Origin of the sequence: Belnapia moabensis DSM 16746, assembly GCF_000745835.1 — a bacterium.
Lineage (GTDB): Bacteria > Pseudomonadota > Alphaproteobacteria > Acetobacterales > Acetobacteraceae > Belnapia > Belnapia moabensis.
In genome coordinates, this window is sequence record NZ_JQKB01000005.1 from 22,628 (window position 1) to 37,250 (window position 14,623).

Consider the following 14,623-nt stretch of genomic DNA (forward strand, 5'->3'; position numbering starts at 1 on the left):
ACCATCTGCATGACATCCCCGTGGCGCCGCGGGTCACGCCGCCAACCAGCCGAAGCTGGGGGTGACCCGTGGGCCGACTGTCCTTCAGTGAGGTCCATAATGGCGGATAAGACCCCAGAATTGTTGCGCGGCGAATTGCTGCCTGTCCTGCCCCTGCGGGACATCGTGGTGTTCCCGCATATGATCGTGCCGCTCTTCGTCGGCCGCGAAAAATCCGTCCGCGCGCTGGAAGCGGTGATGCGGGAGGACAAGCAGATCCTCCTCGTCGCGCAGAAGAATGCGGCGCAGGACGATCCCGAGGCCGAGGACCTCTACACGGTTGGTACCGTCTCCACGGTGCTGCAGCTGCTGAAGCTGCCGGACGGCACGGTGAAGGTTCTGGTCGAGGGCGGCAAGCGCGCCCAGATCACCGGCTTCAAGGAAACCAAGACCCATTTCGAGGCCTATGCCGCGCCGCTCGCCGAATCGCCGGCCGAGCCTCCGGAGACCGAGGCGCTGGCCCGCACCGTGGTCGGGCAGTTCGAGCAGTATATCAAGCTCAACAAGAAGATCGCGCCCGAGGTCTTGGTCTCGATCAACCAGATCGACGATCCGGCGAAGCTCGCCGACACGGTCGCCAGCCATCTCTCGCTGAAGATTCCGGAGAAGCAGGAACTGCTTGAGACCGCCGGCACCGCCGCGCGGCTGGAGCGCGTCTTCGGCCATATGGAATCGGAGATCGGCGTTCTTCAGGTCGAGAAGCGCATCCGCAACCGCGTCAAGCGGCAGATGGAGAAGACGCAGCGCGAGTACTACCTGAACGAGCAGCTGAAGGCGATCCAGAAGGAGCTGGGCGAGGGCGAGGACGGCAAGGACGAGGTCGCCGAGCTCGAGGCCCGCATCAAGGCCACTGCCTTCAGCAAGGAAGCGCGCGAGAAGGCGATGGCGGAGCTGAAGAAGCTCCGCACCATGTCGGCGATGAGCGCCGAGGCGACGGTGGTGCGCAACTACCTCGACTGGATGCTTTCCATCCCCTGGAAGAAGAAGTCCCGGGTGAGGCGTGACATCGTCGCGGCCGAGAAGGTGCTCGATGCCGATCACTACGGGCTCGAGAAGGTGAAGGAGCGGATCATCGAGTATCTGGCGGTGCAGTCGCGCTCGCCGAAGATCCGTGGCCCGATCCTCTGCCTCGTCGGTCCGCCCGGCGTTGGCAAGACCTCGCTCGGCAAGTCGATCGCCAAGGCCACCGGCCGTAATTTCGTTCGTATGTCGCTCGGCGGCGTGCGGGACGAGGCGGAGGTGCGCGGCCACCGGCGGACCTATATCGGCTCCATGCCAGGCAAGGTCATCCAAGGCATGAAGAAGGCGAAGACCTCCAACCCGCTTTTCCTGCTCGACGAGATCGACAAGCTCGGCGCCGACTGGCGCGGCGACCCGTCCTCGGCGCTGCTGGAGGTGCTGGACCCGGAGCAGAACGGGACCTTCGCCGACCACTACCTGGAGGTCGATTACGACCTGTCGGACGTAATGTTCGTGACGACCGCCAACAGCCTGCGCATGCCGCAGCCGCTGATGGACCGCATGGAGATCATCCGCATCCCTGGCTACACCGAGGACGAGAAGGTCGAGATCGCCCGCCGCCACCTGATTCCGAAGCAGTCCGAGGCGAACGGGCTGAAGCCGGGCGAGTGGTCCGTCTCCGAGGAGGCGTTGCGCGACCTCGTTCGTTACTACACGCGCGAGGCCGGCGTGCGCAGCCTGGAGCGCGAGGTGGGCGGGCTTGCCCGCAAGGCGGTGAAGGAGATCGTCTCCAAGAAGGCGAAGAAGGTCGCCATCACCGCGAAGAACCTCGACAAATTCGCGGGCGTGCGGAAGTTCCGCTACGGCGAGGCCGAGGCGGAGGACATGGTGGGTGTCGTCACCGGCCTCGCCTGGACCGAGGTGGGCGGCGAGATTCTGACGATCGAGTCGGTCACCGTGCCGGGCAAGGGCAAGGTGCAGACCACTGGCAAGCTCGGCGACGTCATGCAGGAGAGCGTGTCGGCGGCCATGTCTTATGTCCGCTCCCGCGCGCCCAGCTTCGGCCTGAAGCCGACGCTGTTCGAGCGGCGCGACATCCATGTGCATGTGCCCGAAGGCGCGACGCCGAAGGATGGGCCGAGCGCGGGCATCGCGATGGCGACGAGCATCGTCTCCGTGCTCACCGGCATTCCCGTCCGCAAGGATGTGGCGATGACGGGCGAGATCACGCTGCGCGGTCGCGTGCTGCCGATCGGCGGGTTGAAGGAGAAGCTGCTGGCAGCATTGCGTGCCGGCATCACGCATGTCTTCATCCCGAAGGACAATGAGAAGGATCTCGCAGACATCCCTGACAACGTGAAGAAGGGCCTGACGATCAAAGCCGTCTCTCACGTCGACGAGGTCATCTCGACTGCCTTGGTGCGCAAGCCCGAGGCGATCTCCTGGGAGGAACCGGCCGAGCCGCCGCCGCGTGGCGCCGAGGCTGATGGCAGCGCCCCGGCGCTGCCGCATTGACGGCATAGCGGCGCGGAAGGAGAGGGCTACTCGCCTTCCGCGCTGTCTTTGCGCCACGGTCACGTGGAAAACCGCGGGTTTCGTCCTTGCACCTGGACCCTTCGATTGACGCTTCAGAATCGAGGCTCCTACAGTCCCGCCGGGCTTCGGGCCGGAATCGTCCGGCTGGCAAAGGCATGCCGCCTTTCAGGGGGGTTGGTGTATGAATAAGCAGGATCTCATCTCGATCGTGGCCGAGGTCGGTGATCTGCCCAAAGCCAAGGCCGGCGATGTCCTGGATGCGGTCTTCGAAGCCATTACCCAATCACTTACTAAGCAGACGGATGTGCGGCTGGTTGGGTTCGGGACTTTCTCAGTCTCCAAGCGCAAGGCCGGCAAGGGCCGCAACCCGCGCACCGGTGAGGAGATCAAGATCCCTGCCAGCACCACGGTTCGCTTCAAGGCCGGCAAGGGGTTGAAAGACGCCCTGAACTGAGCCTCTCTGGGCGCTTAGCTCAGCGGTAGAGCGCCTGTCTTACACACAGGTGGTCGGCGGTTCGATCCCGTCAGCGCCCATTCGCCACCCCGGCGTGAGTTTTATTACCTTCACCGTTCATGTAGAATTCTGCCGTAGTAACGTCCAATCATGGTTGGCGTCAGCTTGGCGGAGGCTCGTTTGCGGCAGGGTATTCTCACTATCGGTTTCGTAGCCTGTGCGGCGATCGCACTCGCTGGCTGTGTCCAGCAGGGCGGCGCGAGTGGTCCAGTGACGGGCGCCGCCGGCGGCAGCGCGAGCGTCGGCGCCGCCTCAAGTTTGCAGCGCTGCGCTGAGCCGCTCGGCACCGTAGCGATCGATGACGGCCGTGAGCAGAGCTGGTGGGGACCCTTCAGCGCCCGCACCCAGATCACCACGATCGAGCCGATGGTCCGCCTCGTCGTCCAGCAGTCCAACTGCTTCGTCATCACCGCCATGGGCAACAACCGGCTCGAGAGCCGGATGCGCGGTATGGTCGGCGACATGCGGAACAGCGGCGAATTCCGCGCCGGCTCCAACATGCAGCGCGGCCAGCGCGTCGCGGCGGATCTGTTTATCGAGCCGGCAATTCTCTTCGCCAACCAGGATCTCGGCGGCATCGGCGGCGGTGTCGGTGGCTGGGGCGGCGTGGCGCTCGGCCTTGCCGGGGCGGCGATGTCGACCTCGGCGACCTCCGTCACCCTCTCCGTCTTCGACATGCGCAGCGGCGTGCAGGTGGCGGCCTCGGAGGGCTCCTCCACCGCGACGAATTTCGGCGCGCTGGTAGGCGGTTTCGGAGCGACGGCGGGTGGCGTGCTCGGCGGTTACCAGCGTACGCCAGCGGGGCAGGCGACGGTCGCGGCCTTCGTCGATGCCTATAACAAGCTGGTCGTCGCCGTGCGCAATTATCGGGCGCAGGATGTCCGCGGCGGGCTGGGGACGGGCGGCGGTGCGCTGCGCTCCCGCTAGCGCGGCGGGGCTTGCCGCCCTCGCGCTGCTGCTCGCCGGCTGCCAACCGCGCATGGGCAGCCGCAGCGGTTTCGGCTCTGCCGTCCAGGTCTGCGACGAATCCGGCTGCCGCGTGCAGCCGCGCGAGGCGCAAACCCTCGTTACCGGCGAGGATGAAAGGCTGCAGCGCCAGGTCGATCCGGACCTCTATCGTGGCGAGCCGATCGCCGAGCTGCGCTCAGCCGCGGCCGGTGGCGATTTCGGCGCGGCCTACCGGCTTGGCCAGGCCTATGAGTTCGGTGCAGGCGGCCTGCCGCGCAGCGCGGGGCAGGCGGCGCGGCAATACGAGGTTGCGGCCAATGCCGGAATGCCCTTCGCCATGTTCCGCCTCGGGCGCCTAGTGGAGCAGGGGGCAGCGCCGGGCGGCCGGGCCCGGGCCATCCAGCTCTACACCGGCGCGGCCCAGGGTGGCGTGGCGCAGGGGGCGCATAATCTCGGCTTCCTCTATCTGGAGGGGAGGGGCGTGCTACGCGACATGGGTGAGGCCGCGCGCTGGTTCTCCCAGGCGGCCGAGAAGGGTGTCGCTGAGAGCCAGTACAATCTCGGCCTGATGTATTTTCGCGGCGAGGGTGTCTCCCGTCGACCTTATGATGCGCTGCAATGGATGCGGCGCTCAGCGCAGAATGGCTTCCTGCCGGCGCAGAAGGCAGTCGGGAGCCTCTACATGACCGGGCTCGAGGAAATGGGCCAGGATCTTGGCGAGGCGAAGAGCTGGCTCTCACTCGCGGCCAGCCGCGGCGATGCCGAATCGCGGCGCTGGCTGCAACAGATCGAGCAGGCGGAGCGCGCCGAGCGTGATTACCAGCGCAGCCTGGCGATGCAGGCGCAGCAGACGCAGGCGCTCTGGGCCTCGGTTGCGCTGGCGGCCGCGCTGTCGCCGCCGCCGGTCACGGTGGTGATGTACTGAGGGCGCTTGACACGGAAGGCGAGGGGCCATACACCCCGCCTCCTGTCGCGGGCGGGTGTAGCTCAGTTGGTTAGAGCGCCGGCCTGTCACGCCGGAGGTCGCGGGTTCGAGCCCCGTCACTCGCGCCACGCGACGGATTGCAACGACGGCGCCGCCCCCAAGGGAGCGGCGCCGTTGCCGCATTTTGACCCCTTTTCGTTCCGGGCTTCCGTCGCCAAATCTGGCGCAGAGAAGAGCGTTCCCCCTATGGCGGAGCAAGCGGGGCAGGGCTAATGTCCCGCCGCGCTGCGCTGCGGCAAGGCGGGACCGAGCCTCGATCCTGACCCTGAAAGGCTGCCCCGGCGCGTCTGTGGGCGGAGCAAACATGACCCAGCCGCTGCTGGCCGATTATTTTCCGATCCTGGTCTTCCTGGCCATCGCGGGGGCCATCGCCGTCGCCATGGTGGGCGGCAGCCTCCTCGTGGCGCGGCAGAAGCCGAACCCGGAGAAGCTCTCCGCCTATGAGTGCGGCTTCGAGCCCTTCGACGACACGCGCCGTCGCTTCGATGTCCGCTTCTACCTGGTGGCCATCCTCTTCATCATCTTCGACCTGGAAGTCGCCTTCCTCTTCCCTTGGGCGGTGGCGCTGGGCGGCATCGGCTGGTTCGGCTTCCTGTCCATGGTCGCCTTCCTCGGCGTCCTGACGGTCGGCTTCGTCTACGAATGGCGCAAGGGCGCGCTGGACTGGGAGTGACGGCACGGCCGTCCCCACCGGAGACCCGCATGAACGAGAACACGGACACCATCGCCTGGAACCGCGATCACCTGGCGCCCGGCGCGGCGCAGGACGCCGTGGTGAAGGGCATCACCGGCGAGATCGAGGATAAGGGCTTCGTCGTCGCCAACCTCGACAAGGTGGTGAATTGGGCCCGCACCGGCAGCCTCTGGCCGATGACCTTCGGCCTGGCCTGCTGCGCGGTGCCGATGATCCACGCCTACATGGCCCGCTATGACCTCGACCGCCTCGGCATCATCCCGCGCGGCTCGCCGCGGCAGTCGGACGTGATGATCGTCGCCGGCACGTTGACCAACAAGATGGCCCCCGCGCTGCGCAAGGTCTACGACCAGATGAGCGAGCCGCGCTGGGTCATCAGCATGGGCAGCTGCGCCAATGGCGGCGGCTACTACCATTACAGCTACAGCGTGGTGCGCGGCTGCGACCGGATCGTGCCGGTCGACGTCTATGTGCCGGGCTGCCCGCCGACGGCCGAGGGGCTGATCTACGGCATCCTGCAGCTGCAGAAGAAGATCCGGCGCTCGGGGACGATCCTTCGTGGTTGAGAACGCAATCCTGGCCGAGCTGGGCGAGGCCGTGCAGGCGGCGCTGCCCGGCAGCCGCACCGCCATCGAACGCGGCGCCGAGCTCGTGGTGACCCTGCTGCGCGAGGGGCTGGTCGAAGCCATGCGCCGGCTGCGCGACGAGTTCCATTTTGAGCAGCTCATGGATCTCTGCGGGACGGACTGGCCGAATCGGCCCCTTCGCTTCGAGGTGGTCTACAACCTGCTAAGCCTCACGCAGAACCGTCGCATCCGTGTCGTCGTCGCCACCGATGCGGCCACGCCGGTGCCGAGCATCGCTTCCGTCTGGCCCTGCGCCACTTGGTACGAGCGCGAAGCCTGGGACATGTACGGCGTCGTCTTCGAAGGCCAGACCGACCTGCGCCGGTTGCTGACCGATTACGGCTTCGAGGGTCATCCGCTGCGCAAGGACTTCCCGCTCACCGGCCATGTCGAGGTCCGCTACGACGAGGAGCGGAAGCAGGTGGTCTATGAGCCGGTGAAGCTCCAGCAGGATTGGCGGAATTTCGATTTCCTCTCGCCCTGGGAAGGCATGACCACCCTGCCCGGCGACGAGAAGGTCCATCTCAACCGTATCGAGGGAGGCAAGGCATGAGCGGCAGTTCCGCCATGGCCTCGGAGGCGGGGCCGCTGACCTCCGCCGCCGATCCGGCCACCATGCCGTCCGCGACCGGCCTCTCCAACGAGGCGAGGACGGTCGAGGTCGACAGCCACACGATCAATTTCGGCCCGCAGCACCCGGCGGCGCATGGCGTGCTGCGCCTCATCCTCGAGATGAAGGGCGAGATGGTGGAGCGCGCCGACCCGCATATCGGCCTGCTGCATCGCGGCACCGAGAAGCTGATCGAGTACAAGACCTATCTCCAGGCGATGCCCTATATGGACCGCCTGGACTACGTCAGCCCGATGTGCATGGAGCACAGCTGGGTGCTGGCGGTGGAACGGCTGCTGCATATCGAGAACGACGTGCCGGAGCGCGCCCGCGTCATCCGCACCATGTTCGCCGAGCTGACGCGCATCCTGAACCACCTGCTGAACGTCACCACTTATGCGCTCGACTGCGGCGCCATCACGCCGGCGCTCTGGGGTTTCGAACAGCGCGAGCATCTGCTGGAATTCTACGAAGCGGCGGGCGGCAGCCATTACCATGTCAACTACTTCCGCCCGGGTGGCGTCTCCCGCGACCTGCCGGCGGGGCTGACGGACCGGATCGCCGGCTGGTGCGACCAGTTCCCGAAATTCCTCGACGATCTCGAGGGGCTGCTGACCAACAACCGCATCTTCAAGCAGCGCACCGTCGATATCGGCATCATGACGGCCGAGATGGCGATGGAATGGGGCTTCTCCGGTCCCTGCCTGCGCGCCTCCGGCGTCCCCTGGGACCTGCGCAAGTCGCAGCCTTACGAGATCTACGACCAGCTCGATTTCGGGATCCCGGTCGGCCGCCAAGGTGACTGCTACGACCGCTACCTCGTCCGCATGATGGAGATGCGGCAGAGCCTCAGCATGGTGAAGCAGTGCCTCGGGCGGCTGAAGCCGGGGCCGATCAAGATCCTCGACAACAAGATCGTCCCGCCGAAGCGCGGCGAGATGAAGCGGTCGATGGAATCGCTGATCCATCACTTCAAGCTCTACACCGAGGGTTTCCATGTGCCGGAAGGCGCGACCTACACCGTGACCGAGGCGCCGAAGGGCGAATTCGGCATGTATCTGGTCGCCGACGGCACCAACAAACCGTACCGTTGCAAGGTCCGGGCGCCGGGCTTCGCCCATCTGCAGGCCATGGAAGTGCTCTCCAAGGGGCACATGCTGGCCGATGCGGTGGCGATCATTGGGTCGCTCGACATCGTCTTCGGGGAGATCGATCGCTGATGGACGCCGAACTCTCCACCGCCACCGAGTTTCCGCAGCCCGAAAGCTTCTCCTTCGACGAGGAAAGCCTGAAGGCCATCGAGACCATCGTGAAGCGCTACCCGCCCGGCAAGCAGGCGAGCGCTGTCATCCCGCTGCTCTATGTCGTGCAGCGGCAGATGAAGCGCAGCACCGGCAGCGCCTGGGTGCCGAACAAGGGCATGGATGCGGTGGCGGAGCGGCTCGGCATGGCGCCCATCCGCGTCTACGAAGTTGCCACCTTCTACTTCATGTTCAACATGAAGCCGATCGGGAAGCATCACCTCCAGGTCTGCGCCACGACGCCTTGCTGGCTGCGTGGTTCCGATGAGGTGTCCCGCGCCTGTCGTGACGCCGGCAAGCTCGGCGGCTGGGGACAGACCAGCGAGGACAAGATGTTCACCTTGTCCGAGGTGGAATGCCTCGGCGGCTGCGTGAACGCGCCGATCCTGCAGGTCGACGACGACTACTACGAAGACATGGATTACGAGAGCACGGTCAGGCTGATCGAAGCGCTGCGACGCGGCGAGCGGCCGGCGCCCGGCTCCGTCATCGGCCGCCAAACGAGCGCGCCGGAGGGCGGGCCGCAGACGCTGCTGGACGTGCCGGGGGAATGACGCCATGGCGCTGAGCGACAAGGACCGCATCTTCACCAACCTGTACGGGTTGCAGGACTGGCGCCTTCCGGCTGCGCGCAAACGTGGCCAATGGGACGGCACCAAGGCGCTCATCGAGAAGGGGCGCGACTGGATCATCGAGGAGGTGAAGAATTCCGGCCTCCGCGGACGGGGCGGAGCGGGATTTCCGACCGGCCTCAAATGGTCCTTCATGCCGAAGCAGCCGGGCGACCGGCCGCACTACCTCGTGGTGAATGCCGATGAGTCCGAGCCCGGCACCTGCAAGGACCGGGACATCCTGCGCCACGATCCGCATACGCTGATCGAAGGCTGCCTGGTCGCCGGCGTCGCCATGGGCGCGCATGCCGGCTACATCTATGTCCGCGGCGAATACTATAACGAGCATCTCGTCCTGCAGGCGGCGATCGACGAAGCCTATGCGGCAGGTCTGCTCGGGCCGAATGCCTGCGGCGCCGGCTGGGATTTCGACCTCTACGTTCATCGCGGTGCCGGCGCCTATATCTGCGGCGAGGAGACGGCGCTCATCGAGAGCCTCGAGGGCAAGAAGGGGATGCCGCGGCTGAAGCCGCCATTCCCGGCGGCCGTCGGACTTTATGGCTGCCCCTCGACGGTGAACAATGTCGAGACCATCGCCGTGGTGCCGACGATCCTTCGCCGCGGGGCGCCATGGTTTGCCGGGTTCGGCCGGCCGAAGAACAGCGGTACCAAGATCTTCTGCATCCAGGGCCATGTGAACAAGCCCTGCAATGTGGAGGAAGAGATGTCGATCCCGCTGCGGGAGCTCATCGAGCGGCATGCCGGCGGCGTGCGCGGCGGCTGGGACAACCTGCTGGCCGTCATCCCGGGCGGCAGCTCGACGCCGATGATTCCTAAGGCCGTCTGCGACGACGTGCTGATGGATTTCGACGCGCTGCGCGAGCACAAGACCGGCCTCGGCACGGCGGGCGTGATCGTGATGGACAAGTCCACCGATCTCATCAAGGCGATCGCCCGGCTCTCGACCTTCTACAAGCATGAGAGTTGCGGCCAGTGCACCCCCTGCCGCGAGGGCATGGGCTGGGTGAAGCGCATGATGGACCGCATGGTCGAGGGCCGCGCCGAGGTGGCCGAGATCGACGTGCTGGAGCAGGTGACGCGGCAGATCGAGGGACACACGATCTGCGCGCTCGCCGATGGCGGCGTCTGGCCGGTGCAGGGGCTGATCCGGCACTTCCGGCCGATGATGGAAGAGCGTATTGCCGCCTACAAGGCGGGCAAGGCCGCGCCCATGGCGCTGGCGGCGGAGTAGGACTATGGCGAAGGTCACCGTCGACGGGATCGAGGTGGAAGTGCCGAACGGCGTCTCCGTCCTCCAGGCCTGCGAGGCAGCAGGGAAGGAGATTCCCCGCTTCTGTTATCATGAGCGACTGAGCGTCGCCGGCAATTGCCGGATGTGCCTGGTCGAAGTCGAGAAGGCGCCGAAGCCCATCGCCTCCTGCGCCTATCCGGTCGCGGACGGGATGAAGGTCTTCACCGACAGCCCGATGGTCCGCAACGGCCGCCGCGGCGTCATGGAATTCCTGCTGATCAACCACCCGCTGGACTGCCCGATCTGCGACCAGGGCGGCGAGTGCGACCTGCAGGATCAAGCCGTGGCCTTCGGCGGCGATGCCAGCCGCTACCGCGAAGAGAAGCGCGCGGTGAAGGACAAGTATCTTGGCCCGCTGGTCAAGACGATCATGAACCGGTGCATCCAGTGCACCCGGTGCGTGCGCTTCGCCACCGAGGTCGCCGGCGTGCCGGAACTCGGCGCGACGAACCGCGGCGAGAACATGGAGATCGGCACCTATGTCGAGAAGGCGCTGACGACCGAGCTCAGCGGCAACCTGATCGATATTTGCCCGGTCGGAGCGCTCACCTCGCGTCCCTATGCCTATGTCAGCCGGCCCTGGGAGCTGCGGAAGACCGACAGCGTCGACGTGCTGGATGCGACCGGCACCAATATCCGGGTCGATGCCCGCGCCGGAGAGGTGCTGCGCATCCTACCGCGCACCAATGACGACGTGAACGAGGAATGGATGGCCGATCGCGGCCGCTTCGCCTTCGACGGGTTGAAGCGCCGCCGGCTGGACCGGCCTTGGGTACGGCAGAACGGCAAGCTGAAGCCGGCAAGCTGGGCTGAGGCCTTCACCGCCATCGCGGCCGGCATCAAGGGGCGGAAGATCGGTGCCGTCGCAGGCGAGTTGGCGGATGCCGAGGCGACCGTCGCGCTGCGCGACCTGATGGCGGCGCTCGGCAGCAACCACCTCGAATGCCGGACGGACGGCGCGGCGATCGACGCCTCCCGGCGCGACTTCTACACCTTCAACACCGGCATCGCCGGCATCGAGGAGGCGGATGCGCTGCTGATCATCGGCAGCAACCCGCGGCTCGAAGCGCCGGTGATCAATGCGCGCATCCGCAAGCGGGTGGCGACGGGCGGCATCCCGGTCGGCTTTATCGGCCCGCGCGGGCTGAACCTGACCTATGCGCAGGACTGGCTGGGGGAGGGGGGGGCGACCCTCTCTGCCTTGGTCGGCGGCCAGCATCGCTTCAACGAGGTGCTGCGTGCGGCGAAGCGGCCGATGCTGATCCTCGGCCGTGGCGCGCTGGCGCGGCCGGATGGTGCGGCGGTGCTCGCGGCCGCCTGGCAGGTGGCGGCGCAGAACGGCATGTTGCAGGCCGACTGGCACGGTTTCAACCTGTTGCACCAGTTCGGTGGCCAAGTGGCGCCGCTCGACCTCGGCTTCACCACCGGCATCCCGGCGGACATCGAGGCGCTGTGGCTGCTCGGCGCCGAGGTGCCGGCGGCGGTGCCGGAGGGTGCCTTTGTCATCTACCAGGGCCATCACGGCGAGGCCGGCGCGGCGCGGGCGGATGTCATCCTCCCCGGCGCGGCCTATACGGAAAAGGACGCGACCTGGGTCAACACCGAAGGCCGGGTGCAGCGTGGGCGACTGGCCGTCTATCCCCCGGGTGAGGCGCGGGAGGATTGGAAGATCCTGCGCGCCGCGAGCGAGGTGCTCGGCATCCGTCTGCCCTATGACTCGATGGACGGCGTGAGGGCGCGGCTGGTCGAAGCCAATCCGGTCTTCGGCGGACCGGGCTTCGCGCCGCATGGTTGCACCGACCTTGCCGGGCCGGTGGGCGATGTCGGTGGCGTCGCCGAGGCGGCCTTCGCCTCCTCGATACACAACTATTGGCAGGCTGACGTGATCAGCCGCGCTTCCGCCACGATGGCGGAATGCGCACGCACCTACCTGCCCCAGGCGGCGGAGTAAGCGGGCATGGATGGTTTCCTCGCCTCGCCCATCGGCATCCTCGCCATAACCGTGGCGCAGACGCTGGCGCTGCTGGTGCCGGTGCTGATCGCCGTCGCCTACCTGACGCTCGCCGAGCGCAAGGTACTGGCGGCGATGCAGCTGCGCCGCGGGCCGAATGTCGTCGGCCCCTTCGGCCTGCTGCAGCCTTTCGCCGATGCGTTGAAGATGCTGATGAAGGAGACGATCGTCCCGTCCGGGGCCAATCGCTTTCTCTTCATCCTGGCGCCGATTTTGCTTTTCATGCTGGCAATGATCGCCTGGGCGGTGATCCCGGTGCAGGATGGCTGGGCGATCGCCGACATCAATGTCGGCATTCTCTACCTCTTCGCGGTCAGCTCGCTGGGCGTCTACGGCGTTATCATCGCCGGCTGGGCCAGCAATTCGAAATACGCTTTCCTCGGCGCGCTGCGGTCGGCGGCGCAGATGGTGAGCTACGAGGTCTCCATCGGCTTCGTCATCGTCACCGTGCTGCTCTGCGTCGGCTCGCTGAACCTGACCGATGTGGTGCGGGCGCAGGAGCGGGTGTGGTTCTTCATCCCGCTCTTCCCCATGTTCATCATCTTCTTCATCAGCGCGCTGGCCGAGACCAACCGTGCGCCCTTCGATCTGCCGGAGGGCGAGAGCGAGCTGGTGGCCGGCTTCTTCGTCGAATACAGCAGCATGTCCTTCGCGCTGTTCTTCCTCGGCGAATACGCGAACATGATCCTGATGTCGGCGCTGACCACCATCCTCTTCCTGGGGGGCTGGCATCCGCCGATGCATGTGGAGCCCTTCATCTGGGTCCCGGGCTTCGTCTGGTTCGCGCTGAAGATCGCGCTGCTGCTCTTCGTCTTCATCTGGGTGCGGGCGACCTTCCCGCGCTACCGCTACGACCAGCTGATGCGGCTGGGCTGGAAGGTCTTCCTGCCTTTCAGCCTGGTCTGGCTGGTCCTGACGGCGGCAGTGCTGAAGCTCGCCGGCTGGCTCCCAGCCTAAGGATACCCACCATGGCAAGCCTCGATCGCGCCGCCCGCAGCCTGCTGCTTTCCGAGCTGGTCTCGGGCATGGCGTTGACCTTGAAGTATTTCTTCAAGCCCAAGGTCACCATCAACTACCCCTATGAGAAGGGGCCGCTCAGCCCCCGCTTCAAAGGCGAGCATGCGCTGCGCCGCTACCCGAATGGCGAGGAGCGGTGCATCGCCTGCAAGCTCTGTGAGGCGGTCTGCCCTGCCCTGGCCATCACCATCGAGGCCGAGCCGCGCGAGGACGGCAGCCGCCGCACGACGCGCTACGACATCGACATGACCAAATGCATCTATTGCGGCATGTGCGAGGAAGCCTGCCCTGTGGATGCCATCGTCGAGGGGCCGAATTTCGAGTTCAGCGTCGAGACCCGCGAGGAGCTGATGTACGACAAGGCACGGCTGCTGGCGAATGGCGACCGTTGGGAGCCGGAGCTGGCCAAGCGGCTCGAACTCGACGCACCCTATCGCTGAATCGGATGTCCCGATGATCGCCGCGCTCGCCTTCTACCTCTTCGCGGCCATCCTGATCGCCTCGGCGGTCATGGTGGTCACGGCACGCAACCCGGTCCACAGCGTGCTCTTCCTGATCCTTGCCTTCTTCAACGCGGCGGCGCTGTTCCTGATCGCCGGGGCCGAGTTCCTGGCGATGATTTTGGTCATCGTCTATGTCGGCGCGGTCGCCGTGCTGTTCCTCTTCGTGGTGATGATGCTGGACATCGACTTCGCCCGCCTGCGCGAGGGCTTCCAGCGCTACGCCCCGATCGGCGCGATCATCGGCGGCATCCTGTTCCTTGAGCTGGTTCTCGTCGTCGGAAGCTGGGGTTTCTCCAGCCAGGCGAACGAGTTGCGCCTCGCGCCGAACCCGGGCGCCGACGTTACCAACGCCGAGGCGATCGGGCGCATTCTCTATACGGACTATGTCTACCTCTTTCAGGCTTCGGGCCTCGTGCTGCTGGTGGCGATGATCGGCGCGATCGTGCTGACGCACCGCCAGCGCGAGGGCACTAAGCGGCAGAACATCGCAGCCCAGGTCTATCGCACCGGCTCCGTGGCGCTTGAGAAGGTGCCTAGCGGCGCCGGCATCGCCACACTCGGCATCCGCCGCCCGCCGGAGCCGGAACCCGAGGCGCCGAAGGTCACGCATGACACCGGGCATGGCCATGGGGGGCACCACTGAGATGACCATTGGCCTTGCCCATTACTTGACCGTCAGCGCCATCCTGCTGGTGCTCGGCATCTTCGGCATTTTCCTGAACCGGAAGAATGTCATCGTCATCCTAATGAGCGTGGAGCTGATCCTGCTCTCGGTGAACCTAAATTTCGTCGCCTTCTCCGCCTCGTTGCAGGACCTGAACGGGCAGATCTTCGCCATGTTCGTTCTCACCGTGGCGGCGGCGGAAGCAGCCATCGGGCTGGCCATCGTCGTCATCTACTTCCGCAACCGCGGCAGCATCGAGGTCGAGGGTATCTCGACGCTGAAGGGCTGAACC

15 protein-coding genes and 2 tRNA genes are annotated in these 14,623 nt (G+C 66.1%); all 17 read left to right on the forward strand.

The features are described 5' to 3' along the window. Positions 1–99: 99 nt before the first annotated feature. The 17 genes from lon (at position 100) to nuoK (ending at position 14,620) form a co-directional block, all read left to right on the forward strand. Complete coding sequence (lon, locus tag EP26_RS04175; protein WP_043336207.1) at positions 100–2,514, forward strand: endopeptidase La; 2,415 nt, start codon at positions 100–102, stop codon at positions 2,512–2,514. Positions 2,515–2,716: 202 nt separating this feature from the next. Continuing rightward, a complete protein-coding gene (locus EP26_RS04180) occupies positions 2,717–2,989 on the forward strand; it encodes an HU family DNA-binding protein (RefSeq protein WP_043336209.1) in 273 nt (90 codons plus the stop codon). Positions 2,990–2,997: 8 nt separating this feature from the next. Further along, a tRNA-Val gene (locus EP26_RS04185) sits at positions 2,998–3,069 on the forward strand. 190 nt (positions 3,070–3,259) lie between these two features. Next, positions 3,260–3,976, forward strand: coding sequence for a hypothetical protein (locus EP26_RS04190; RefSeq protein ID WP_245624290.1), 717 nt, complete (start codon positions 3,260–3,262; stop codon positions 3,974–3,976). Then, the gene (locus EP26_RS31640) at positions 3,957–4,922 is read left to right on the forward strand and encodes a tetratricopeptide repeat protein (RefSeq protein ID WP_169747360.1); all 966 of its coding nucleotides are present in this window, start codon (positions 3,957–3,959) and stop codon (positions 4,920–4,922) included. The genes EP26_RS04190 and EP26_RS31640 overlap by 20 nt, the downstream gene beginning before the upstream one ends. Positions 4,923–4,973: 51 nt before the next feature. Then, a tRNA-Asp gene (locus EP26_RS04200) sits at positions 4,974–5,050 on the forward strand. A 236-nt stretch (positions 5,051–5,286) separates the two neighbouring features. Continuing rightward, positions 5,287–5,655, forward strand: a complete 369-nt coding sequence (locus EP26_RS04205; RefSeq protein WP_043336213.1) for an NADH-quinone oxidoreductase subunit A — start codon at positions 5,287–5,289, stop codon at positions 5,653–5,655. A 29-nt stretch (positions 5,656–5,684) separates the two neighbouring features. Beyond that, entirely contained in the window at positions 5,685–6,242 is a 558-nt protein-coding gene (locus EP26_RS04210) for a NuoB/complex I 20 kDa subunit family protein (RefSeq protein ID WP_043336216.1), read from the forward strand. Then, positions 6,235–6,855 carry an NADH-quinone oxidoreductase subunit C gene (locus EP26_RS04215; RefSeq protein WP_052388780.1) on the forward strand — a complete coding sequence of 207 codons (621 nt, stop codon included), beginning with the start codon at positions 6,235–6,237 and terminating at the stop codon, positions 6,853–6,855. Before EP26_RS04210 ends, EP26_RS04215 begins: the two co-directional genes overlap by 8 nt. 62 nt (positions 6,856–6,917) lie before the next feature. Beyond that, positions 6,918–8,132: an NADH-quinone oxidoreductase subunit D gene (locus tag EP26_RS04220; RefSeq protein ID WP_043336492.1), complete on the forward strand. Its 1,215-nt coding sequence runs from the start codon at positions 6,918–6,920 to the stop codon at positions 8,130–8,132. Further along, positions 8,132–8,767, forward strand: coding sequence for a complex I 24 kDa subunit family protein (locus tag EP26_RS04225; protein WP_043336219.1), 636 nt, complete (start codon positions 8,132–8,134; stop codon positions 8,765–8,767). The genes EP26_RS04220 and EP26_RS04225 overlap by 1 nt, the downstream gene beginning before the upstream one ends. 4 nt (positions 8,768–8,771) lie before the next feature. Then, positions 8,772–10,076 carry an NADH-quinone oxidoreductase subunit NuoF gene (gene nuoF / locus EP26_RS04230; RefSeq protein ID WP_043336222.1) on the forward strand — a complete coding sequence of 435 codons (1,305 nt, stop codon included), beginning with the start codon at positions 8,772–8,774 and terminating at the stop codon, positions 10,074–10,076. Between the two features lie 4 nt (positions 10,077–10,080). After that, positions 10,081–12,087, forward strand: a complete 2,007-nt coding sequence (gene nuoG / locus EP26_RS04235; protein WP_043336225.1) for an NADH-quinone oxidoreductase subunit NuoG — start codon at positions 10,081–10,083, stop codon at positions 12,085–12,087. Positions 12,088–12,093: 6 nt separating this feature from the next. Further along, positions 12,094–13,104: an NADH-quinone oxidoreductase subunit NuoH gene (nuoH, locus tag EP26_RS04240; protein WP_043336229.1), complete on the forward strand. Its 1,011-nt coding sequence runs from the start codon at positions 12,094–12,096 to the stop codon at positions 13,102–13,104. 11 nt (positions 13,105–13,115) lie between these two features. Next, positions 13,116–13,604, forward strand: a complete 489-nt coding sequence (gene nuoI / locus EP26_RS04245) for an NADH-quinone oxidoreductase subunit NuoI (protein WP_043336231.1) — start codon at positions 13,116–13,118, stop codon at positions 13,602–13,604. A gap of 13 nt (positions 13,605–13,617) precedes the next feature. Continuing rightward, the gene (locus tag EP26_RS04250; RefSeq protein ID WP_043336233.1) at positions 13,618–14,310 is read left to right on the forward strand and encodes an NADH-quinone oxidoreductase subunit J; all 693 of its coding nucleotides are present in this window, start codon (positions 13,618–13,620) and stop codon (positions 14,308–14,310) included. Between the two features lies 1 nt (position 14,311). Beyond that, complete coding sequence (gene nuoK, locus EP26_RS04255; RefSeq protein ID WP_043336493.1) at positions 14,312–14,620, forward strand: NADH-quinone oxidoreductase subunit NuoK; 309 nt, start codon at positions 14,312–14,314, stop codon at positions 14,618–14,620. Positions 14,621–14,623: the final 3 nt, after the last annotated feature.

Excerpts from the sequence above, each read along its gene's own strand:
- nuoG (WP_043336225.1), top strand. The coding sequence starts at position 10,081 with ATGGCGAAGGTCACCGTCGACGGGATCGAGGTGGAAGTGCCGAACGGC.
- nuoK (WP_043336493.1), top strand. The coding sequence starts at position 14,312 with ATGACCATTGGCCTTGCCCATTACTTGACCGTCAGCGCCATCCTGCTG.
- nuoI (WP_043336231.1), top strand. The coding sequence starts at position 13,116 with ATGGCAAGCCTCGATCGCGCCGCCCGCAGCCTGCTGCTTTCCGAGCTG.
- lon (WP_043336207.1), top strand. The coding sequence starts at position 100 with ATGGCGGATAAGACCCCAGAATTGTTGCGCGGCGAATTGCTGCCTGTC.
- EP26_RS04225 (WP_043336219.1), top strand. The coding sequence starts at position 8,132 with ATGGACGCCGAACTCTCCACCGCCACCGAGTTTCCGCAGCCCGAAAGC.
- EP26_RS04250 (WP_043336233.1), top strand. The coding sequence starts at position 13,618 with ATGATCGCCGCGCTCGCCTTCTACCTCTTCGCGGCCATCCTGATCGCC.
- EP26_RS04205 (WP_043336213.1), top strand. The coding sequence starts at position 5,287 with ATGACCCAGCCGCTGCTGGCCGATTATTTTCCGATCCTGGTCTTCCTG.
- EP26_RS04220 (WP_043336492.1), top strand. The coding sequence starts at position 6,918 with ATGCCGTCCGCGACCGGCCTCTCCAACGAGGCGAGGACGGTCGAGGTC.
- nuoH (WP_043336229.1), top strand. The coding sequence starts at position 12,094 with ATGGATGGTTTCCTCGCCTCGCCCATCGGCATCCTCGCCATAACCGTG.
- EP26_RS04210 (WP_043336216.1), top strand. The coding sequence starts at position 5,685 with ATGAACGAGAACACGGACACCATCGCCTGGAACCGCGATCACCTGGCG.
- nuoF (WP_043336222.1), top strand. The coding sequence starts at position 8,772 with ATGGCGCTGAGCGACAAGGACCGCATCTTCACCAACCTGTACGGGTTG.
- EP26_RS04180 (WP_043336209.1), top strand. The coding sequence starts at position 2,717 with ATGAATAAGCAGGATCTCATCTCGATCGTGGCCGAGGTCGGTGATCTG.